This window comes from Arenibacter antarcticus (assembly GCF_041320605.1).
GTDB classification, from domain to species: Bacteria; Bacteroidota; Bacteroidia; order Flavobacteriales; family Flavobacteriaceae; genus Arenibacter; species Arenibacter antarcticus.
In genome coordinates this window covers 1461714-1482282 of record NZ_CP166679.1, presented here as the reverse complement: position 1 = coordinate 1482282, position 20569 = coordinate 1461714, and the positions used below count along the sequence as shown (strand labels likewise).

The window sequence follows — 20569 nt, the reverse complement described above, 5'->3', positions numbered from 1 at the left end:
AAATTCTCCTCCCAGCTACCTAGGGAAAAGAATATCATTGATAATACTAAGGGGAAAGGAGATGGAGTACAACGATTATTCATACTATAAACAAAGGATATTTATCTTAAAGCTCACACTTCATTAACCAATCTGTTTGCTTGTCCTTTCCGATATAATACGGGTGTGTTCCAAATTTCACAAATCCGTGTCTAAGGTAAAATTCTATTGCTTTGCCATTGTATTCCCAAACTCCAAGCCATAGATATCTTTTATTCTTGGCCCTAGCCATTTCCATTACTTGGTTCAAAATCCACTTTCCTATACCCAGACCTTGAAACTTCCTTAGCACATAGATGCGCTCTAACTCCATGGCATTATCATCCTTAATATCTGTTTGGGATTCCCCTTGGTTCACTTTAAAATACCCAACTATTACGGCACTTTTATAAATAAAAAAGTAGGAGGTGAGGCGCTCTTCCAACTCCCTTGAATAGACTTCTCGGTTAAATGCGGTTTCTAAGTATTCGTTAAAGTCGTCTGGATTATTTTTTTCTTTAAACGCTTCTATAAAAGTGCGCTTTCCTAATTGGACCAAGGTATCCAAATCTTTTTTGGAACAAAGTGTTACGTGTAACTCCATGCACTTTTTATATTAAAAAATAATACTTATGGAGTAGGTGTAAAAATAAAAAAGAGCAATGCGCTATGGCATTGCTCTTTTTTTAAAATTTTGGGCTACGCATTAAAGCATAAACAATTTTTTTGCCAATCTTAAAATTCCATGAAAAAAATCGTTTTGATAAACCTGAATTTTTTCTTGTGCTGGTGTGTGATTCATTTGGGCATCCATAATAAGTAAGGTTTAGTAGTTGTTAAATTTGGGGTTTAACTACTGTTGATGATACAATATACTATAAGCTAACGAGTGGTATTAAAAATTGTTGTAAAATACACTCAAATTGTTGTGAATTCATAAAAATAGGTATTATATCCTAAATGGTACCACTCTAAAAATGTTAAATCGCCATTTCTGGTATATCCCCTTCAATAATTAAATTCCCTTGGGTAGCTTTCTTTATATCTTCTACGCTTATGCCTGGCGCTCTTTCCAATAGTTTAAATCCGTTTGGAACAATCTCCAGTACGGCTAAATTGGTTACTATCTTTTTAACGCATCCTACCCCTGTGAGAGGTAGGCTGCATTTTTTCAATAATTTGGATTCTCCCTGACGGTTGGTGTGCATCATGGCTACTATAATATTTTCTGCCGAGGCTACTAGGTCCATAGCCCCTCCCATGCCCTTCACCATTTTTCCTGGGATTTTCCAATTGGCGATATCCCCATTTTCAGAGACCTCCATAGCGCCTAAAATGGTAAGGTCTACATGCTGCCCCCTAATCATGCCAAAACTCGTTACCGAGTCGAAAAACGATGCTCCTGGCAAGGTAGTTATCGTTTGTTTGCCGGCATTTATGATATCGGCATCCTCTTCCCCTTCAAAGGGAAATGGCCCCATACCCAATACGCCATTTTCGCTTTGAAATTCCACGCTGATATCATCCCTAACAAAATTGGCCACTAAAGTAGGTATCCCAATTCCTAGGTTTACATAGTATCCTTCCTTTATTTCCTTAGCTATTCGTTTTGCAATCCCGTTTTTGTCCAACATAATCAATGTAATAATTTAGCAATGTATCAATTCGTTAATTAAATAATTAATCAATAAAATAATAGTATAATTATTTAAGTTTGCGTCCTCAATTATAAGCTTATATTTTTCTTGCTAGTGCTGATAATCTTGTACATTATCAAGCCTAATTCATCGACATTCTTTTTCAAATGTTTGTGGAAGGGATACGATGGAGACCTTTCACATAAAATAAGCCAATATTTAGTTTCTTCCAATTCCTTTACTGCGATCTTCATTTTATGAATAAAGTCTGCCCGACTTTCAGCATTTTGGGCTTCATGTATATTAGCTCTTATACTGGTTCCGGATTTTAATAATTGTTATGCGATGATGTACTTTCCTTTATCTTCCAATAGTTCACAAAACTCAATAATCACAAGACCAAAATCAACAGACTTTTTAACTACTACAATTTCCGATTTTTGCATTTTGGTATTCTTTTTCTAACTATTATATCAATAAACGTAACCTATAATTACTTTTTGAATTATATGCCAATTGATACATTAACACCTATTATTGCATTAACCCATTGCTTTATTTTCACATTGGTACCATATTCCATTTTCGCATTGGTAGATTAATTTCATTGGTACATTTACACCTTAACCTAATTATTACATTTCTGCATTGTTTCATTATCACATTAGCCCAAATATTACATTTATCAATTGCTACATTAATTCCATTGATACATTTACACATTAACTGCGCTTCCTCACCGTCAATTGTTCTATTCTTTTCTCATAATTTGTGCCTTGAAAGATGCGTTGTACAAAGATGCCTGGGACATGAATTTGGTTGGGGTCCAATTCCCCTGCAGGAACCAATTCTTCTACTTCAGCCACGGTAATTCTGGCAGCTCCGCACATAGCGGGATTAAAATTGCGGGCGGTTCCCTTGAAAATAAGGTTCCCGGCCTCATCTCCCTTCCAGGCTTTTACAAAGGCAAAATCGGCCTTAAAGGCTTCTTCCAGCACATACATTTTCCCATTAAACGCTCTAGTTTCTTTGCCTTCGGCTACTTCGGTGCCGTAACCTGCGGGGGTATAAAAAGCTGGGAATCCCGCTTGGGCTGCCCTGCATTTTTCGGCTAAGGTTCCCTGTGGGGTTAGTTCTACTTCTAATTCCCCGCTGAGCATTTGCCTTTCAAATTCGTCGTTCTCTCCTACATAGGAGGAGATCATTTTTTTAATCTGATTTTTGTACAACAACAACCCCAGTCCAAAATCATCCACTCCGGCATTATTGGAAATACAGGTTAAATCTTTTATCCCTGTCCGGACCAATTCTGTTATGGTATTTTCTGGGATACCGCACAATCCAAAACCACCGAGCATCAATGTCATCCCATCTTGGATTCCTTTTAATGCTTCTTCCACATTGGCAACTGTTTTCCGTATCATTTCTATTCGTATTTTAAAGTGTACTTTAATAACTGCGATCCTAAGACTCTAAAATACACGATTTAAACGAAAAATGCCCTTAACTTTAAGTAAAAAGCTAGGGCATATTCGGTAAAAGATGTTGTTGCTTTATTTAGAAATCCAAATCGTCTTCGGTATCTATATCATTCTCTTTTTCTTCTGCAGTTTTGTTGCAATCTACATTGATGGATGAATTCTCAGGCTTTTCAAAGTCTCCTTCAGAAACTCCTAATTCCTTGTTCTTATAATTCTTTTGCATGTATAGTCCCCAAATTGGCAAGGCCATAGAAGCTCCTTGTCCATAGGTAATGGATCTAAAATGGGTTGCCCTATCTTCTCCGCCTACCCAGACACCGGTCACCAAATTGGGCACCATTCCCATAAACCAACCATCGCTCTGGTTCTGTGTAGTTCCCGTTTTACCAGCAATGGGATTTTTAAATTCGTAGGGATATCCGGTTATAATTTCTTGATATACCTTACTCCATTTTTCCGCACCCTTGGTCCTAAGTCTTGTCCCAGATCCACCTTGTGTAACGCCAGACAGTAGGTCTACCATGGCATAAGCAACATCCTTGCTAAGCACATCCTTGGTCTCTGGCACGTATTCGTACAAGACGGTTCCGTTCTTGTCTTCTATTCTGGTTACCATAACTGGTTTCACATAAACACCCTGATTGGCAAAGGCCCCATAGGCCCCAACCATCTCGTAAACGTTTAGATCCGCACTTCCTAAGGCAATTGAAGGAACGGGAGGAATGTCTCCTGATATTCCTAGGTTCTTGGCAATTTCTATCACCGCTTTTGGTCCAACCCTATCGATGAGCTGGGCGGTAATAGTATTAACGGAATTGGCCAACGCATTTTTAAGGGTTATCATTTCCCCGGAATACTTGCCATCCGAGTTTTTGGGGCACCAAGGTTCTGGGTTTCCGTGCTTATTGGCTTCAATACAGTATTGATTGTCATAGAGTGCGTCGCAGGGAGAAAGTCGTAATTGGTCTATAGCTGCAGCGTACACAAAGGGTTTAAACGTAGAACCCACCTGTCTTGCTCCCTGATATACATTATCGTACTGAAAATGTTTGTAATTAAGTCCGCCTACCCATGCCTTCACGTGGCCAGTTTGAGGCTCCATAGACATCATGGCGGCTCTGAGGAAAGATTTGTAATAGCGAATGGAATCCATCGGGGTCATGATGGTGTCCCTGTCTTTGGTCTCAGTTTTCCAATCAAAAACGGTCATTTCGGTTGGTTTATTAAAAGACGCTCTGATCTCCTTTTCCGATTTCCCATCAGCCTTCATAATTCGCCAACGATCGGAGATTTTCATGCCACGTTCCATGATACGATCTATTTCTCCTGGAAATTCTTCAATAAATGGTGCGGTCTTATTCCTATCCGGTGTGTTTTGATGGAAGAATTCTGCTTGCAAGCGAGTCATGTGCTCGGAAACGGCATCCTCTGCATTCTTTTGCATTCTAGAATCTATGGTAGTGTAGATTCGGAGTCCGTCCAAATAGATATTCCATTTATCACGTTCCCCTTTTATAGCAGGTTTTGGATTATTTTGTATCCATTTGCCCATAAATCCTTGAAGGTACATCCTAAAATAAGTAGCTATCCCTTCCCTATGGGATTCTGGACTAAAATTAATATTCATTTTTAGGCCCTGTAGCGAATCTTTTTCCTTTTCGGTAATGAAATTGTATTTGGCCATTTGCCCTAATACGGTATTCCTTCTATTAAATACCAATTCTTCCCTTCGGATTGGGTTGTAATAGGACGAATTTTTTAGCATGCCTACCAATACAGCGGATTCTTCTATTTTTAAATTGTTGGGCTCCTTTCCAAAATAAATCCTAGACGCCGATCTAATTCCGTCGGCATTATAGTTGAAATCATAAATATTGAGGTACATTTTAATAATTTCCTCCTTGGTATAACTACGCTCCAATCTTATGGCCAGCACCCATTCTTTTAATTTTTGGGTAATGGTTTCGTATAAATTCTTAGAGCGGACCCCAACAAACAGCTGTCTAGCCAATTGTTGTGAAATAGTACTTGCCCCACCTTTTGTCCCTAAAAAAATAAAGGCTCTTATAGTGCCTCGTGCATCTATACCCGAGTGAGAATTATAGCGCGCATCCTCTGTTGCTATCAATGCTTGTACCAAAGTTTTAGGCAGGTCTTTATATTCAACATCCGTTCTGTTGTCATCTAGGTAAAACTTCCCTAGGGTTGCTCCATCGGAAGAAATTATTTCACTGGCCAAATTGGTTTGGGGGTTCTCTAACCGTTCGTAATCTGGCATGGGGCCAAAAGTTCCCAAGGATACTAATAGGAAGATAAGAACTACGGATAGGATGCCTGTGAGGAACAGTATCCAGAACCATTTAATAAATTTCATAAAACTGGGGCCTTTCTTTTTCGTTTTTTTCTTAGCGGTTGCCATAGGCTTAAGGATTTATTTTTTCTATTTGGTAGCCTACATCGGTAATGCCTTCCAACTCCATGATGCCATCCACTTGGCCATTTTTTCGCATGGCCTGTGACACTTTTAAGGTATATTCGCCAGAAGACGGGAAAACGATGTTTTCCTTATACCACAATTTATTTTCTTTTAAACTGCCATTCCCACTGCCTAACCATTGGCCATTGGGTAGGGCCATTTCATACTCAATGGTATCTCTTATCTGATCCCCATTGGGGGATTGCAGTTCGGCAATTAGGAACAAGTTGCTGTAGGGATAGGTTTGGTCGTTCCTTATATTGATAAATAGATTAAAAGGGTGCACCGTATCGAGATCGGAAAAGTTAAATTGCATAACACTATCCTTATGCCAGGTCCCGTTATCTGTTGGGTAATAGACAGACCTAATTGTTTGTCCATCACAGGACGCTAATAGCACGATCATGAACAGTGAAGCCAAACCTCTAAGCATTATTGGTAGGTTTTTTCTTGTAGTTGGACTTTTTTCTATTGTTGTTTTTATTGTTTCTATTGTTTTTCTTTCTTTTGGGAGCATCAAATCGGGTAAGGCTATCCTGTCCTACAGCATTTTCGAATACCTTTTCAGCTTCCACTACATTTTCCACGGCATATTCTTCCAAACTGGCCACTTTCTCCTTTTTCTTGTTCTTTTCTAGGATTTCATTGACCTGTTCCTTGGAAAGTATGTGCCAATTGGCTGGTTCATCCCTATAGGAAAACCAAAGAGAGGCTTTAAAAATATCTACTTTTTGGCAGAAGGCTACTCCTTTTTCTGTGAAAAGCTTCGTTTCCTGACCCGGAAAGTCCTTTAAGGCGTCTAGGTAGACGTCCAGTTCATAATTAAGACAGCATTTTAGTTTCCCACATTGTCCCGCTAATTTTTGTGGATTTAACGAAAGCTGTTGGTAACGTGCGGCCGAGGTGCTAACGGATCTGAAATCTGTTAACCAGGTGGAGCAGCACAGTTCCCTACCACAAGATCCAATTCCGCCTAAGCGTTGGGCTTCTTGCCTGTATCCAATCTGTCTCATCTCAATTCTGATTCCAAAAGCTTTGGCCATATCCTTGATCAGCTGTCTAAAATCTATCCGATCTTCAGCGGTATAATAAAAAGTAGCTTTGGAGCCGTCCCCTTGAAATTCCACATCAGAAATTTTCATCTGAAGTTTTAGGATGATGGCAATTTCTCTGGCCCTCTTTTTTATCTCTTCTTCTCTGTCCCTACATTTCTGCCAAATATCGATATCCTTTTGGGATGCTTTTCGGTAAATTTTGGGAAGTTCGAGGTTAGAGTAATCTTCTTTTTTCTTTTTCATCTGTACCCGCACCAATTCCCCGGTGAGAGTAACCATACCCACATCGTGACCGGATGTTGCCTGGGTGGCTACAATATCTCCGATGGAAAGTGAAAGATTTTCAGAATTTCGAAAGAATTCTTTTCTACTATTTTTAAAACGAATTTCCACGCAATCAAATGGTTTTTCCCCATTTGGGAGCGACATATTGGAAAGCCAATCAAATACCGTCAATTTATTACAGCCGTCAGTACCGCAAGTCCCATTGTTCTTGCATCCTTTTGGCTGTCCGTCCTTACCGGTTGAACAACTGCTACAACCCATATTTTATATGTTGATTCGATAGAAAACGTAATATTTTCACCGAAAAAGGTTCATAATTTTATTAATCGTAAAGATAGTGTTTTTTTTAAGCGATGAAAAGAAAGAGAGCAGATGGATAAAAATAGTATTTTACTTTTTAAATTTAAGCACTTCCGATCTTCCTTTTTTAAAGATTTTATTACTGACCACTAGACCTTTCCTTAGTTTTTTCTGCTCCTCAAAGGGTAGGTTATGTACCTCTTTACAATCAGTGGAACAACAACTATTCATAGTCGTTGCACAGGAATCGCACTGGATAAAAAGTAAGTGACAGGCCTCATTGGCGCAGTTTACATGTACGTCGCATGGGTTTCCACATTGATGACAATTGGAGATAACATGGTCCGTGATACGTTCCCCCCGGCGGTGGTCAAATACAAAATTCTTTCCCAAGAACTTATTTTCTATGTTTTGGTCGTTTACCTGACGTGTATATTCTATGATGCCGCCTTCTAGTTGGTACACCTGTTTAAAGCCCTTGTGCTTGTAGTAGGCACTGGCCTTTTCGCATCGGATTCCCCCGGTGCAGTACATCACCAATTTTTTATCCTCCTTGAGGTCGGCAAGATCCCGCTCTATTATATCCAGAGAATCCCGAAAAGTATCCACATCGGGTGTTACAGCATTTTTAAAATGACCAATTTCACTCTCGTAATGGTTTCGCATGTCTACCAAAACCGTATTCGGATCTTCAATGAGAGCGTTGAACTCTTCGGCGTTTACATGGATGCCTTTGTTGGTGACATCAAATGTGGCATCGTTTAGGCCATCGGCCAAAATTTTATCTCTCACCTTCACCTTAAGCTTAAGGAAGGATTTATTGTCTTGTTCAATGGCGATGTTTAAGCGGACATTCTCTAAAAATACAATGCTGTCCAAATGGGCCTTAAAGGCTTCAAAGTTCTCTGCAGGCACAGATAATTGGGCATTTATCCCCTCATGGGCGACATAAATACGGCCCAAAACATCTAGTTCGTTCCAATGGATAAATAAATGATTTCGAAAAATTGACGGATTGCCAATACGTGCATATTTGTAGAAAGAAATAGTCAGCCTATCTTGACCAGCCTCCTCTATAAGAGCTTCTCTTTCCTTTGCACTTAAGGTATTGTACAGTTGCATGCTATACTAATAGTTTAAGTTAACGTAATTATTAAAAGTGTAAAATTAAGATTTCCAAGGCGGGTTTAAAAACTATTTGGCCATTTTTAAGAAATGGAGGTAAGGTTAGGGGTATAAAAAAGGGACCTTGATAATTCAAGATCCCTTTTTATGGTCAATACTATTACTCTTTTTCATAGACTTAGTGTACAATATTGACCCACAACCCTTATTGTTCTACCAAAAACAATAAGCAACCTAATTTGAGTTAGTTGTTCCTTAGATGTCGCAATTCCAAAAAGGTTGCGTTGCCATTAAAGAATAATCGCTTTTTTATATGTAAACTACTTAAAACCAGCATTCTTATTCAGGAATTATACGCTGCGATCAGTTTCTATTTGTATTGTGAAGTTAAGTTTCATCGGATAAATACGGGTGTCCATTTGCTAGTTGATGTGGTTTATAAAATCCGCTTTTTAGGTGGTATTATGCAAAAAGAATTGGTATTTTAGCAACCCTAATACGATATGAAAATGAGTTCTGAAAAAGAAGCAAAATTAAAAGCATTAAAACTTACCCTAGACAAATTGGATAAAACCTATGGTAAAGGGGCCGTAATGAAGATGGGGGATAGCGTAGCTCAGGATGTTGAGGTAATATCTTCCGGGTCATTGGGGTTGAATATTGCCTTAGGTGTTGGCGGTTATCCACGTGGAAGGGTTATTGAAATATACGGACCTGAATCTTCTGGTAAGACCACTCTTACGCTTCATGCTATGGCAGAAGCGCAAAAAAATGGAGGAATTGCCGCTTTTATAGATGCGGAGCATGCCTTTGATCGATTTTATGCCCAAAAACTAGGGGTAGATATAGACAATCTAATCATTTCCCAACCAGACCATGGGGAGCAAGCTTTGGAAATAGCCGATAATCTTATTAGATCAGGCGCGATCGATATTGTGGTGATCGACTCCGTAGCGGCATTGACGCCAAAAAGTGAGATAGAGGGAGAAATGGGAGACTCAAAGATGGGACTTCATGCCCGATTGATGTCACAAGCCCTAAGAAAATTAACAGGATCTATAAGCAAAACTAATTGTACCGTTATTTTCATCAACCAGTTGCGGGAGAAAATTGGAGTAATGTTCGGTAACCCCGAAACTACTACTGGGGGTAATGCTCTTAAATTCTACGCATCCGTACGTTTAGACATTAGAAGGTCTACCCAGATAAAGGATACCGATGGAGGTGTACAAGGAAATAAAACAAGGGTAAAAGTGGTTAAGAATAAGGTGGCCCCTCCATTTAGGACTGCCGAGTTCGACATTATGTACGGCGAAGGGATATCTAAAGTAGGAGAGATAATCGATTTAGGGGTCGAATTTGAGATCATTAAGAAAAGTGGTTCTTGGTTTAGTTATGGAGATACCAAACTAGGGCAAGGTAGGGATGCCGTAAAAGGTCTACTGTTAGACAATCCGGAACTGTTGGATGAGCTTGAAGGTAAGATTATTGAAGCTATTAAAGCAGTAAAAGCATAATTACAAATACTAAATCCCGATTTAATCGGGATTTTTTTTTCCCCGTACGCAACCTTTAAATTCATTCTACATCTAATAGCAAAAAGCAATCGTTGTGAAGCGGAAGGTTTATTATTTTTTAGATACCTATTATATTTATATCGATTTATAGTAGCCATCTGTTTCCCTTGATGATTCTAAACTTAAATAACATGAAAAGAAAACTCTTTTTGCTGGTTGTTACCGCTTTTTCGGTATTGTCATCTTGCTCTGTAGATGATGGGGTAAACTACCATTTTGAAGCCTTACAGATTAAATCAGTAGAAATGCCCGAATCATTCGATTACGGTAGCGTCTATAAGATAAAAGTCAACTATCTTAGGCCTAACAATTGTACCTTCTTCGAAGGTTTTGATGTAGTTAAGGAAGAAATCACCACTCGAAACGTAGTAGCTATTGGGTCGGTAATTGAAGATAAAGATTCGGAATGCACCGAAAAACTGGAGGAAGTCCCAGCATCTTTTAACTTTGAGGTATTGTATAATCAGCCCTATTTGTTTAAATTTTGGACTGGAGAAGATGAAAACGGAGATCCTGTTTATCTGGAGTTTACGGTACCTGTAAATTCGGGCAATACGGACGGAGAATAGAAATAGCTTAACCTAAACTATATTTTGAGTAATCTAATTGAGCTCATTAATAATTGCAAAAAAGGGAAAAGACAAGCGCAAGAGCAGCTATACCGAGATTATTCTCGGATACTGTTTGGTGTTTGTCTCAAATATTCTCGCAATAAAACGGAGGCCGAGGACAGCTTACACGATAGTTTTATGACGATTTTTAGTAAAATCGATCAATTTAAGCATCAAGGTTCCTTTGAAGGTTGGATAAAGCGTATCACCATAAATACGGTGCTACAGAAATATAGAAAGGAAGAACGATTATCGTTGGTGTCCGAGAATATAGAGGAGGAGAGTGTAGAGGAAACGGGATCTATGGATCTAGACCTTCAAACCTTATTGGGGTATATTCAGGAACTCCCAAATAAATATCGACTGACATTTAATTTATATGTGTTGGACGGTTACAGTCATAAGGAAATAAGTGAAATGCTGGGAACCTCTCTGGGAACTTCTAAATCCAACCTTGCCAGGGCCAGAAACATATTAAAAGAAAAAATCGAAACCAACAAAGCCAAGATCCATATGGAGGGATAAACCCTGTATATGGCGCTATTGGCTTAAGCGTACAACACATGAATGAAGATAAAATAGACAAACTATTCCAAGAGAAGCTGACCGACTTCCAGGAACTGCCAGACAAAGATGTTTGGCGCTCCATAGAGGCGTCTTTGGATAAAAAGCATCGATCTCGACGAGTTATTCCTCTATGGTGGAAACTTGGTGGAGTTGCTGCCGTACTGGCAATATTGTTCTTTGCCGTAAATCCATTTTCCAGTACCAATACCGTATACCCAATACTTACGGATGTAGAGAATAAGAGCGCAGATGAGGACGCCAACAACATAACTAACGATATCCTGAACAATACCATTAAGGAGGCGACTTCTGTAACTACTACGGGGGAAAAAGAATGGAAAGAATCCAAGGGGAGTGTTGTAGCTAAAACAAATAATTACATAAAGTCAAGTACCAATGGTGGGGTCGCAGCATCGACCATCGATAAGAGTAAAACCGACAAAACCTCAACCATCGTAGACGCTAAAGAAATGGGCGTAGCGGATAACGCGGCTAAAAAAGATAATGGTCAAAAGTTGAAGGAAAATCCAGCTCTTGGTAATAAACAGGATGCGAAAGGCGATGTGCTAAAAACTTCAAATGCTTTTCAGGTTTCTGACGATAAAAAATTAGCAGATGGCGATACTCCCCACAAGAGTGGGCAAGATCAATTGCCTGTAGCTATAGAGGCTCCTGTACAACCAATAGACCCTAAGAAAAAATCTATATTTGACGAAATTGAAAGAGAGGAAGAAACCATTAAAGTTGCAGAAGTAAAAGGTGGAAAATGGTCTGCTGGGCCAAGTGTAGCTCCAGTTTATTTTAATGGTATTGGTGGGGGGTCTCCCATTAATTCTATTTTGGCATCCAATTCCAAAACTGGAAATGTTACGCTCAGCTATGGGGTGAATGTGGCTTATGAGGTTTCTAAAAAAGTTAGCATACGTTCTGGGATTCATAAGGTGGACTTTGGTTATAATACCAATGATGTGTCTTTTTCTTCTTCTTTTAACGCCCCTGCCCAAGCTCAGCTAAAGAATATTAATTACACTAATACTGCACAGTCCATTGTACTTAGGGAAACTAGGAGGCCGTTGGGGGCTCCACAGTCGGATATGCCGGTTGCTCTAGATTTTACTGGTAAGAGTCCTGCTCGTATGGGGACAATGGGGCAGCAAATTGGATATCTAGAAGTTCCCCTAGAGATGAATTACGCCATATTGGATAGTAAATTTGGGGTAAACTTGATAGGTGGATTAAGTTCACTTTTCCTGACGGATAATGTAGTGGTTTTGCAGTCTAGTGGACAAACAACGGAACTGGGAGAGGCCAATAATATAAATTCTGTAAATTTCAGTACCAATATAGGATTGGGGCTTAATTATAAGTTTAACACCAAATTGAAACTAAACATTGAGCCAGTATTTAAGTACCACTTAAATACATTTAATGATACTTCGGGAAATTTTGATCCCTATTCCTTAGGGGTTTATAGCGGTTTTAGCTTTAAGTTTTAAGGCATTGGAGGCCTTAAAATTTTGTGGAAATCTGTGAAGGGATTGTTTTACCTATGCATTAAGGGCAATTAGCTTTCAGTTCTTCTAGGATAACCGACCTTATCTTTTCTTTAAGTCCGTTTTTATCTTCTTCATTAAGTTGGGCGGTATCAAAAAAGCGATGCACCCTAGCCCTTATTTTTCCTGGTCCCCCGCTAAAGAAGGTAAAAGAAAATCGTTTTTTATTGTCGCAAAAAGTAATGGGAACAATGGGTATTTTATGTGCTATGGCCATTTTAAAGGCACCTTCCTTAAAATCGTCTAAAAACACCTCCTCGTCTGGCACTCCTCCTTCGGGGAAAATACAGATACTGAGTCCTTGACTTAATCTTCTTTGTGCCCTTCTGTAAACGGCACTTCTGCTCTTTGTACTTTCTCGGTCGACCAAAATGCAAACTCGTTTGTAGAAAAATCCAAAGAGTGGGATTTTTACAAGTTCCTTCTTTCCGATAAAAACAAAGGGATTTTTACTCACTTTTAACATCAACATAATGTCTAACATGCTAGTGTGGTTGGCTACTAACATATAACTTTCCCCTTTTACCAACTGCTGCTCTTTTTTTATCTGTGGATACCATCCCATCCCATAAATAATACAATTTGCCCAAATATTACGGGCCACCCAAAAGAACTGGGAATAAGTTTTTTCTGAGAAGGTAAACAACAACAAAAAAGGAAACATGACCAAAATGGGGAGTGCAACCAAAATATAAAACCAAACACGATATAATGTTTGACCTATTTTTCTTAGGATTGAAATCATGAAATCAAAAGTAATAATTTTAAGTTCCTATTTAGGAATTCTTTTACCTTTGTCTTCTTTGAAAACAATCTAATGGCACGAATATTAACAGGAATACAAAGTACGGGAACCCCACACTTGGGAAATATATTGGGGGCAATTATCCCTGCCATAAAAATGGCCAACGATCCCGAAAACGAATCTTTTCTTTTTATTGCCGATATGCACTCGCTTACCCAGATCAAAAACGGTGAAGAATTGCGAAACAACACCTATGCCGTTGCCGCTACTTGGCTTGCTTTTGGCTTGGATATAAATAAAACGGTATTTTATCGTCAAAGCGATATTCCACAAACTGCGGAACTGGCGTGGTACCTAAGTTGTTTTTTTCCATATCAGCGACTTACCCTCGCCCATTCATTTAAGGACAAGGCCGATAGACTGGATGACATTAACGCTGGACTGTTTTTTTATCCCATGTTAATGGCAGCGGATATTCTGCTTTATGATGCGGAAATAGTGCCCGTAGGCAAGGACCAGATGCAACATTTGGAAATGGCCCGCGATGTAGCCTCGAGATTTCATGCGCAGTTGGGGGAAACCTTCGTGTTACCAAATGGCAAGGTGCAGGAAGACACCATGTACATTCCTGGAACGGATGGGGATAAGATGAGTAAAAGCAAGGGCAATCTTATCAGTCTTTTTCAAACCGATAAGCAATTGAGAAAACAGATAATGGGAATACAAACGGACAGTACTCCTATGGAAGACCCTAAAGATCCAGAGACGGATAACGTTTTTGCTTTGTATAAAATTCTGGCTTCAGAAAGTCAGGTTGCGGAAATGCGCGAGAATTACCTCAGGGGGAATTATGGATACGGTCATGCCAAGCAAGCCTTGTACGAAGTGGTGATAGATCGATTTGGGGAGGCCCGAGAAAAGTTCGATTACTATATGACCCACCTAGACGAATTGGATGCAGCCTTGGCTTTGGGGGCGGAAAAGGCCAAAATTGTGGCCGATGAGGTTTTGGATCGGGTAAGAAAAAAAGTTGGGTATTAGGAAAGACAAAAGACCGTTTGGTCTTTTGTTGTTTTTGCGAAGGTCAATTTTAATATATGCCACATCATTAATTAGCAGTTATTCCCGCTGTAAGGTCGAGAATTGTATTTATCTGGGTCTGAAAATGTACTATACAAACCTATTGGTCGGAAATCTGGTAGGAATAATAATTTGTCAAGACAAAAGAGGGATAGGTTCTCAATGGAGTACTAATTAGTGGTCAAAGTAAGGTAGTAGTATTTTAAATTGCTTCAAATAATTTTCCAGGTAGGGGCCTTATTACTCCTTTCATTTCCATGTTAAGCAAGGTAGAAGACACCTTATATATTGGAAGTTTACAGTCCAAAGCTATGCTGTCTAGCATTTGTTTTCCCCCTGTTTGAAGATAGGTGTAGATGTCTTTTTCCGTTTCGTCCAATTCTACGAACAATTGTTTTTGCACGGTCTTGGTTTGTTTTTCCTCCAATTCCCAACCCAGCATATAGATCAGATCGGCAGCTGAGGTTAACATTTGTGCCTTTTGTTGTTTAATTAGGTTGTTGCAGCCCGTACTATATCGGTCCTGTACCCTGCCGGGAACTGCAAAAACATCTCGACTGTAGCTGTTGGCAATATCGGCGGTGACTAAACTGCCTCCTTTTTCTGCCGATTCTACCACTATGGTGGCTTCGCTCATGCCTGCAATTATCCGATTTCGCTTTAAAAAATTTTCCCTTTCCGGTTCTGAGGTACTCCAAAATTCCGTAAAAAAACCACCTCTTTTTTCTACATCCACTATAAATCGCTTATGCTGCTTAGGGTAGATTTGATTTAATCCGTGAGCCAAGCAGCCAATAGTCTGTAGGCCGTTTTTTATTGCGGATTTTTGTACGCAGATATCCACTCCATATGCAAAACCACTAACAATTATAGGATCTAGTGGTGCCAATGTATCTATTAATTCCTCACAGAAAGCGGTGCCATAACTAGTAATATTCCTAGTTCCCACTACACTGATAATCCTTTGGTTGTTTAGATCGATCTTACCACTTCCAAAAAGCAGGATCGGTCCATCTATACAATGTTTTAAGTAAGTAGGATAATTGGGGTCTGTATAACTGTAGAGCTGAATTTCATTTTCTTTAATATAGCTATACTCTTCCTCCGCTGCTTCTAGATGCTGTGTGTCCTTTAATCCCTTTAGGGTAAACCGGCCAATACCATCAATTTTTAAAAGGGAATCCATTTTGCACGAGAAAATGGCTTCTGCTCCACCACAGTGGGCTATTAATTTCTTGGCGGTAATATCACCAATATTAGGAACGCTCTGTAGCCTTAAATAGGCAATTATTTCATCTTTAGACATTTATACCGCTAGCTTAATTGTTTACAAAATACATAAATTATTATGTTAATAAAAAGATGGCCGAAGGGTTTTTAACTTGTATAAAATTTACAATCTTTGTTCTTATGGGAACTGAGCATTACATAGCGGAGCTACTTTATAGATATAATTGTGTTATGGTACCAGAATTTGGTGCCTTTTTAACCCAGGTAAGATCGGCGGTCATCAATGAAAGTAACAACACATTTTTGCCACCTACCAAAACTGTATCTTTTAATGAGCAGCTTACTTCTAATGATGGCCTTTTAGTATCTTATATGGCCGACGTGGAAAAAATGTCCTACGAGGACATGCAGAAAAAGATCGCTCTTGTTTCACAACAGTGGAGACAACGCTTAGAAGCGGGGGAGAAACTTGGCTTTCCCAATCTAGGCCAATTATGGCTCAACAAAGAAGGGAAAACACAGTTCCAACCTTCCAATGAGGTCAATTACCTTACTTCATCTTTTGGACTGTCCTCTTTTGTAGCTTCCCCTATTACGAGGGAAGTTTTGAAAGAAGAAATTTTAGAGCTAGAAGAAAAAATCCCTTTCATTATTACTCCCGAAGCGCGTAAAGAATCAGGTATTAGGCCTTATTTAAAATACGCTGCAGTAATATTGTTGGCGGTAGCTACTAGCTTTACAGGTTATCGTTTGTACAATGAAAATTTGAATAACCAACAATTGGTACGTCAGGAGGCCCAACAACAGGTGTCCAAAAACATTCAGGAAGCTACTTTCTTCAATACGGCTCCCTTAGAATTGCCAGTTATATCCCTAAATATTAGTACGCCAAAAAAACGTGGTGCTCACCAGATTATCGCCGGTGCCTTTAGAATTAAGGAAAATGCGGAGAAGAAAGTGGACCAGCTTAAGGAAAAGGGGTATGATTCTTCGTATATAGGAGAAAACGATTATGGCCTGCATATGGTTGCCTACGGTTGTTATGATGATGCTGACGAGGCTTTGCAACAACTGCGCACTATAAAACTTTCCGAATCTTCGGAAGCTTGGATGCGGTCGGTGAAATAATTGAATTTCTATTTTACAATCACTTATTAGCAACGTATCTTTGGGCAAAATAATTTTTATGCAGCCCAAAACGCCCAGTGAATCCCGGACATTAATGACCGATTTGGTATTGCCAAGTGAAACAAACCCCTTGAACAATTTGTTTGGAGGAGAGCTTTTGGCCCGTATGGACCGTGCTGCGAGTATTGCTGCAAGGCGACATAGTAGAAGGGTTACGGTCACAGCCTCGGTTAATCATGTGGCATTTAACCAAGCGGTTCCCGTTGGGAGTGTTGTAACGGTGGAAGCAGCTGTTTCAAGAGCGTTTAACACCTCTATGGAGATTTACATTGATGTGTGGATGGAAGACCGCTTTAGCGGTGAGAGATCTAAGGTAAACGAGGCGATCTACACCTTTGTTGCGGTTGATGAAAGTGGTAAACCCATTAAGGTCCCAGAACTTACCCCAGAGACCCCATTGGAAAAGGAACGTTTTGAAGCGGCCCTTCGAAGAAAACAATTGAGTTTGGTCTTGGCGGGAAAAATGAAACCCAAAGAAGCTACGGAATTGCGCGCTATTTTTATGGATTAATATAGGATTCCAAGCTTGCTGGATCTGGTTCAAAATCTTGCTTTATATGCTTCTTCCCAACAGTATCTTGCAATTGTAAATAGCGTATCTCCCTTTCATGGTACAGTGGTAAATTAGCTTTTAGAATTGGAGGTGATAATCTTTCCTGTTCTGAGGCATTAAAGGCGGTAAATCCAATCTTCTGGATTGAGCCTTGTAGTATCCCTATACAAATAGAATTTTAATCGTGTACTGCCATCGGTCTTACTGGTATATATCTCGCCTAAATTGGACTTTATGCTTACCTTATCTCCTTTTTTTACGCTTACTTTGGAAAGGTTGTAATAGGTGCTAATGTAGTTTCCGTGTTTTATCTGTACCCCTTTATTGCCTCCGGGGACTGATAGGATCGCGATGACCTCCCCCTCAAAAATAGATCGTGCTTGGGATCCTTCATCGGTAGCAATGATAACCCCATTGCTCTGATGTTTTATTCCTGGGTATACGGCGTCATTGTAAATTCCAAAACCCTGTCTTTTAATCCCTTTTTCTACTGGCCATATTAATTTCCCCTTATTGGCAGAGAAATTATTGGCCACTATGGTCGCTTCCGGCGTAAGCACAAATGTACTACTGCTCACTGCTTTGGTATTGGTTTTTTTGCCAACTTCCTTATTGGAAGCCGCGATTGCGCTGCGAATCAATCGTTCAATCTGTGCATCAATACGCTTGGCCTCTTGCTGTTTTTTGTTGATTTGAGAAGCGTATTTACTTTCGTTACGCCTAATGGTCTTCAGGAGTTCTTTTTGCGACTGTATTTCCTTGTACAGTTGGTTTTTTACCAAAGTATTCTCGGCCACCAGTCGGTCTTTTTCCTTTCGTTGTGTGGAAAGTTCCTTGTTTAAATTGGTGAGTTCGTTGGTCTTTACTAGAATTTGTTCCCCTTGTTCCTGTCGGTATTGGGTATACTGCTTCATATACTGGAACCGTTTAAAGGCCTGAAAGAAATTGTCGGCAGACAATAGAAACATGAGCCTGCTCTGTTGTGATTTGTTCTGATAAGACTTTAGGATCATATTCCCGTATTCCTCTTTTAGAAGCGCCAGATCATCTCGCAATTTCCCAATATTTCTAATGTTGGTGTTAATTTGTCTATTTAAGAGGTTGGATTGTTGATTGGTTACCCGAATTAATTGTTGGCGCACATTTATTTTCTGGTCCATGGCTTCCATTTGATCTAGTACAGTGCCCCGCTCTTTTTTTTCGGCGAACAACAAGCGGTTAATTTCCTTGATTTCCTGTTCTAATTGTTCTCTCTTTGTTTCCAAGGCCTTTTGCTCATTTGTTTGCGCAAATATCCCTGTGCTTCCAAGGAAGCAAATAAAAAACACTATATAAACTGAATACGAACGTTTACTTTTCATATTCTTTTAATGCAATTTCTTTAAAACCATTTGGTATGTTATAAGGGAAATTTAAGGCTCTATTAAACTCCATATTTCTGTATTCTATTTCAATATTGTTTGTATGCTCCCTATCTTGGGTTAGAATTTCAATTTTGTTTGGCAGAATCCAACTGCTGACTTTTTGATAGTTTTTATAATTGATCTCCAGCATCCTGTTTTTCCAGGGTTGGGATAGCTGCTGGGTTGCCATACGGAAATTTGAGGGTTCTATCTGAAAAAGGGTTTTAAACAGGTCTTCAGATTTTTTAGGCTTAAGTTGATAGTTGTTATTGGAAATATCCACGGTGTATTTCCCATCCCTAAGGTCAAAGAGCGCTTCGCCTAAAAGTAAGTTTTGCACCTTCTCAAAGTCGAGCTCCGTTCCCAAGAGTTGGCTTAGATAAGAAAAATCGCCGTCAAAATATTCGTTGTCTAATTTATTGTAAAATGTAACCCTTTTTGGAGTGATATAAGCCTTTACGATTCCCAAAGGAGCACTTAGCCATACTGCCTTGTCCTTTTCCATCCTAAAGGAAACATTGACGCTTTGAGAGGAACTTCCATCAGAATAGTCTATTTTCATTCTCCCGCTAAGGGTCTTAAAATTCAGCTGGCTGTAATAATGGTTTCTTATTACAGACCTAGCGCTTATATTTTCATCTATTACTCCATTGGTTACGAGGCTGGTAGATTTACATGAAAAGAGTAGTGTTATCATCACTACGACTACAGCCCAATTTTGAAGTTTTATTTTTCGATTTCCCATAGACTTATAACCCAGGTTTTATTTTACTAAGATACATATTTGCCTTGGAAGAATTTCCCAAGGCCGTGTGGGCATTTGCCAATTCCTTATACATTTTATTTGCCAGTCCTTCATCATCCAATATAAAATCTAGCCCCAATTCTAGGATGGTCAGTGCTTCTTTATATTTTCCACCTTCAATAAGCGCCAAGCCATAGCTGTAATAAAAATAGGGTTGGGTCGGGAAATTCTCCATGGCTTCCAAGCTTTGTGTTTCCACCTCCCTAAAATTATCGTTAACCATTAATTCAGAAATTAGTTTTAGGTAATTTTCTAGGGGACTTTCAGCTATGTTTTTTTTATCCGTTTCTGGCAATTTTTTAGCGGAAACGACTTGCATTCTGCGGACGGAATCTTCAATTTTAGAAGTCAGTTCCCTTGAAAAGTCCGATTTTTGCATACCGTTCAGTATGTTTGTAGCCGCTTCGTAGTTTTGCTGTTTATAATAGATGCGTACTAGATTTTTCCTTAATTCGGTATTCTTAATGGGTAACTGCTGTTTTATGTCTTCCAATCCCATTCCTAGCTGTCCCATGATGGTCAATGTTGTATTCAGTACCCAATAGTCTTCTGGTCTTGATGCGAGGGATAAAAGGGCGTATTCTTGTGCTAAAATATAGTTCTTGGTAACTAAATAGGCTTTTGCAAGCTCGTAGTCCACCGCAGAATTGTTCCCCTCAAATTGTTTACATTCCAACAAGAGGTTAATGGCTTTGTCATAGTTCTCAATACCCTTTTGTTTTAGGGCCTCAAAGAATTTCTCTTGAAATGCATCGGAATACTCCTCCAAAAAAACTTCTGCACTTTCTTCCTCTTCAATTTTATCTTCCTGTGCATAGTGGGGCAATGGGATTAAGAATAACCCCATAACAAGAATAAGTATGTTAACCTTCTTACCCAT

At 39.3% G+C, this 20569-nt stretch carries 19 protein-coding genes and 1 pseudogene; 7 read left to right on the top strand and 13 right to left on the bottom strand.

Translation table 11 applies throughout. The features are described 5' to 3' along the window. Positions 1-106 precede the first annotated feature (106 nt). The 8 genes and pseudogenes from KCTC52924_RS06145 to KCTC52924_RS06110 all read right to left on the bottom strand — a co-directional run bounded on the left by KCTC52924_RS06145 (position 107) and on the right by KCTC52924_RS06110 (position 8374). Positions 107-622, bottom strand: a complete 516-nt coding sequence (locus tag KCTC52924_RS06145) for a GNAT family N-acetyltransferase (protein WP_251807521.1) — start codon at positions 620-622, stop codon at positions 107-109. 376 nt (positions 623-998) lie between these two features. Further along, on the bottom strand, positions 999-1652 hold the full coding sequence (locus KCTC52924_RS06140) for a 3-oxoacid CoA-transferase subunit B (protein ID WP_251807522.1): 654 nt from the start codon (positions 1650-1652) through the stop codon (positions 999-1001). 92 nt (positions 1653-1744) lie between these two features. Next, a pseudogene (locus tag KCTC52924_RS06135) lies at positions 1745-1981 on the bottom strand (four helix bundle protein); the annotation flags it as partial. Positions 1982-2377: 396 nt separating this feature from the next. Further along, positions 2378-3079, bottom strand: a complete 702-nt coding sequence (locus KCTC52924_RS06130; RefSeq protein WP_251807523.1) for a CoA transferase subunit A — start codon at positions 3077-3079, stop codon at positions 2378-2380. A 133-nt stretch (positions 3080-3212) separates the two neighbouring features. Then, positions 3213-5555 (bottom strand): penicillin-binding protein 1A, encoded by a 2343-nt coding sequence (locus tag KCTC52924_RS06125; protein WP_251807524.1) that lies wholly within the window; start codon positions 5553-5555, stop codon positions 3213-3215. A gap of 4 nt (positions 5556-5559) precedes the next feature. Continuing rightward, positions 5560-6045, bottom strand: a complete 486-nt coding sequence (locus KCTC52924_RS06120; protein ID WP_251807525.1) for a gliding motility lipoprotein GldH — start codon at positions 6043-6045, stop codon at positions 5560-5562. Continuing rightward, complete coding sequence (locus tag KCTC52924_RS06115) at positions 6038-7213, bottom strand: regulatory iron-sulfur-containing complex subunit RicT (RefSeq protein WP_251807526.1); 1176 nt, start codon at positions 7211-7213, stop codon at positions 6038-6040. Before KCTC52924_RS06115 ends, KCTC52924_RS06120 begins: the two co-directional genes overlap by 8 nt. A gap of 129 nt (positions 7214-7342) precedes the next feature. Continuing rightward, on the bottom strand, positions 7343-8374 hold the full coding sequence (locus tag KCTC52924_RS06110; protein WP_251807527.1) for a rhodanese-related sulfurtransferase: 1032 nt from the start codon (positions 8372-8374) through the stop codon (positions 7343-7345). A gap of 512 nt (positions 8375-8886) precedes the next feature. Between KCTC52924_RS06110 and recA the strand changes: the two genes are divergently transcribed. From recA to KCTC52924_RS06090, 4 genes are all read left to right on the top strand, one after another. Then, a complete protein-coding gene (gene recA / locus KCTC52924_RS06105; RefSeq protein ID WP_251807528.1) occupies positions 8887-9894 on the top strand; it encodes a recombinase RecA in 1008 nt (335 codons plus the stop codon). Positions 9895-10085: 191 nt separating this feature from the next. Next, a complete protein-coding gene (locus tag KCTC52924_RS06100) occupies positions 10086-10523 on the top strand; it encodes a hypothetical protein (protein ID WP_251807529.1) in 438 nt (145 codons plus the stop codon). A gap of 24 nt (positions 10524-10547) precedes the next feature. After that, complete coding sequence (locus tag KCTC52924_RS06095; protein WP_251807530.1) at positions 10548-11090, top strand: RNA polymerase sigma factor; 543 nt, start codon at positions 10548-10550, stop codon at positions 11088-11090. Between the two features lie 38 nt (positions 11091-11128). Next, positions 11129-12628 carry an outer membrane beta-barrel protein gene (locus KCTC52924_RS06090; RefSeq protein ID WP_251807531.1) on the top strand — a complete coding sequence of 500 codons (1500 nt, stop codon included), beginning with the start codon at positions 11129-11131 and terminating at the stop codon, positions 12626-12628. A 58-nt stretch (positions 12629-12686) separates the two neighbouring features. Here KCTC52924_RS06090 and KCTC52924_RS06085 read toward each other — a convergent pair whose 3' ends face one another. Next, positions 12687-13430 carry a 1-acyl-sn-glycerol-3-phosphate acyltransferase gene (locus KCTC52924_RS06085; protein ID WP_251807532.1) on the bottom strand — a complete coding sequence of 248 codons (744 nt, stop codon included), beginning with the start codon at positions 13428-13430 and terminating at the stop codon, positions 12687-12689. A gap of 72 nt (positions 13431-13502) precedes the next feature. Here KCTC52924_RS06085 and trpS point away from each other — a divergent pair, with 72 nt between their 5' ends. Beyond that, on the top strand, positions 13503-14471 hold the full coding sequence (gene trpS / locus KCTC52924_RS06080) for a tryptophan--tRNA ligase (protein ID WP_251807533.1): 969 nt from the start codon (positions 13503-13505) through the stop codon (positions 14469-14471). A gap of 241 nt (positions 14472-14712) precedes the next feature. On the opposite strand, the gene dprA is transcribed toward trpS, so the two are convergent. Then, positions 14713-15816, bottom strand: coding sequence for a DNA-processing protein DprA (gene dprA / locus KCTC52924_RS06075; protein WP_251807534.1), 1104 nt, complete (start codon positions 15814-15816; stop codon positions 14713-14715). A gap of 56 nt (positions 15817-15872) precedes the next feature. On the opposite strand from dprA, the gene KCTC52924_RS06070 reads away from it, so the two are divergent. Beyond that, positions 15873-16868 carry an SPOR domain-containing protein gene (locus KCTC52924_RS06070; protein ID WP_370671520.1) on the top strand — a complete coding sequence of 332 codons (996 nt, stop codon included), beginning with the start codon at positions 15873-15875 and terminating at the stop codon, positions 16866-16868. 58 nt (positions 16869-16926) lie between these two features. Then, positions 16927-17439, top strand: coding sequence for an acyl-CoA thioesterase (locus KCTC52924_RS06065; protein ID WP_251807536.1), 513 nt, complete (start codon positions 16927-16929; stop codon positions 17437-17439). A 158-nt stretch (positions 17440-17597) separates the two neighbouring features. Here the strand turns inward: KCTC52924_RS06065 and KCTC52924_RS06060 are convergent, their stop codons facing one another. The 3 genes from KCTC52924_RS06060 to KCTC52924_RS06050 are packed head-to-tail and all read right to left on the bottom strand — an operon-like array spanning position 17598 to position 20536. Then, positions 17598-18842, bottom strand: coding sequence for a murein hydrolase activator EnvC (locus tag KCTC52924_RS06060; protein ID WP_251807537.1), 1245 nt, complete (start codon positions 18840-18842; stop codon positions 17598-17600). Then, positions 18832-19629 carry a DUF4292 domain-containing protein gene (locus KCTC52924_RS06055; RefSeq protein WP_251807538.1) on the bottom strand — a complete coding sequence of 266 codons (798 nt, stop codon included), beginning with the start codon at positions 19627-19629 and terminating at the stop codon, positions 18832-18834. Before KCTC52924_RS06055 ends, KCTC52924_RS06060 begins: the two co-directional genes overlap by 11 nt. Before the next feature lie 4 nt (positions 19630-19633). After that, positions 19634-20536, bottom strand: coding sequence for a lipopolysaccharide assembly protein LapB (locus KCTC52924_RS06050; protein WP_251807539.1), 903 nt, complete (start codon positions 20534-20536; stop codon positions 19634-19636). Positions 20537-20569: the final 33 nt, after the last annotated feature.

Excerpts from the sequence above, each read along its gene's own strand:
- recA (WP_251807528.1), top strand. The coding sequence starts at position 8,887 with ATGAGTTCTGAAAAAGAAGCAAAATTAAAAGCATTAAAACTTACCCTA.
- trpS (WP_251807533.1), top strand. The coding sequence starts at position 13,503 with ATGGCACGAATATTAACAGGAATACAAAGTACGGGAACCCCACACTTG.
- KCTC52924_RS06055 (WP_251807538.1), bottom strand. The coding sequence starts at position 19,629 with ATGGGAAATCGAAAAATAAAACTTCAAAATTGGGCTGTAGTCGTAGTG.
- KCTC52924_RS06065 (WP_251807536.1), top strand. The coding sequence starts at position 16,927 with ATGCAGCCCAAAACGCCCAGTGAATCCCGGACATTAATGACCGATTTG.
- KCTC52924_RS06110 (WP_251807527.1), bottom strand. The coding sequence starts at position 8,374 with ATGCAACTGTACAATACCTTAAGTGCAAAGGAAAGAGAAGCTCTTATA.
- KCTC52924_RS06085 (WP_251807532.1), bottom strand. The coding sequence starts at position 13,430 with ATGATTTCAATCCTAAGAAAAATAGGTCAAACATTATATCGTGTTTGG.
- KCTC52924_RS06145 (WP_251807521.1), bottom strand. The coding sequence starts at position 622 with ATGGAGTTACACGTAACACTTTGTTCCAAAAAAGATTTGGATACCTTG.
- dprA (WP_251807534.1), bottom strand. The coding sequence starts at position 15,816 with ATGTCTAAAGATGAAATAATTGCCTATTTAAGGCTACAGAGCGTTCCT.
- KCTC52924_RS06050 (WP_251807539.1), bottom strand. The coding sequence starts at position 20,536 with ATGGGGTTATTCTTAATCCCATTGCCCCACTATGCACAGGAAGATAAA.
- KCTC52924_RS06130 (WP_251807523.1), bottom strand. The coding sequence starts at position 3,079 with ATGATACGGAAAACAGTTGCCAATGTGGAAGAAGCATTAAAAGGAATC.
- KCTC52924_RS06090 (WP_251807531.1), top strand. The coding sequence starts at position 11,129 with ATGAATGAAGATAAAATAGACAAACTATTCCAAGAGAAGCTGACCGAC.
- KCTC52924_RS06120 (WP_251807525.1), bottom strand. The coding sequence starts at position 6,045 with ATGCTTAGAGGTTTGGCTTCACTGTTCATGATCGTGCTATTAGCGTCC.
- KCTC52924_RS06115 (WP_251807526.1), bottom strand. The coding sequence starts at position 7,213 with ATGGGTTGTAGCAGTTGTTCAACCGGTAAGGACGGACAGCCAAAAGGA.
- KCTC52924_RS06140 (WP_251807522.1), bottom strand. The coding sequence starts at position 1,652 with ATGTTGGACAAAAACGGGATTGCAAAACGAATAGCTAAGGAAATAAAG.
- KCTC52924_RS06100 (WP_251807529.1), top strand. The coding sequence starts at position 10,086 with ATGAAAAGAAAACTCTTTTTGCTGGTTGTTACCGCTTTTTCGGTATTG.
- KCTC52924_RS06070 (WP_370671520.1), top strand. The coding sequence starts at position 15,873 with ATGGCCGAAGGGTTTTTAACTTGTATAAAATTTACAATCTTTGTTCTT.
- KCTC52924_RS06060 (WP_251807537.1), bottom strand. The coding sequence starts at position 18,842 with ATGAAAAGTAAACGTTCGTATTCAGTTTATATAGTGTTTTTTATTTGC.
- KCTC52924_RS06125 (WP_251807524.1), bottom strand. The coding sequence starts at position 5,555 with ATGGCAACCGCTAAGAAAAAAACGAAAAAGAAAGGCCCCAGTTTTATG.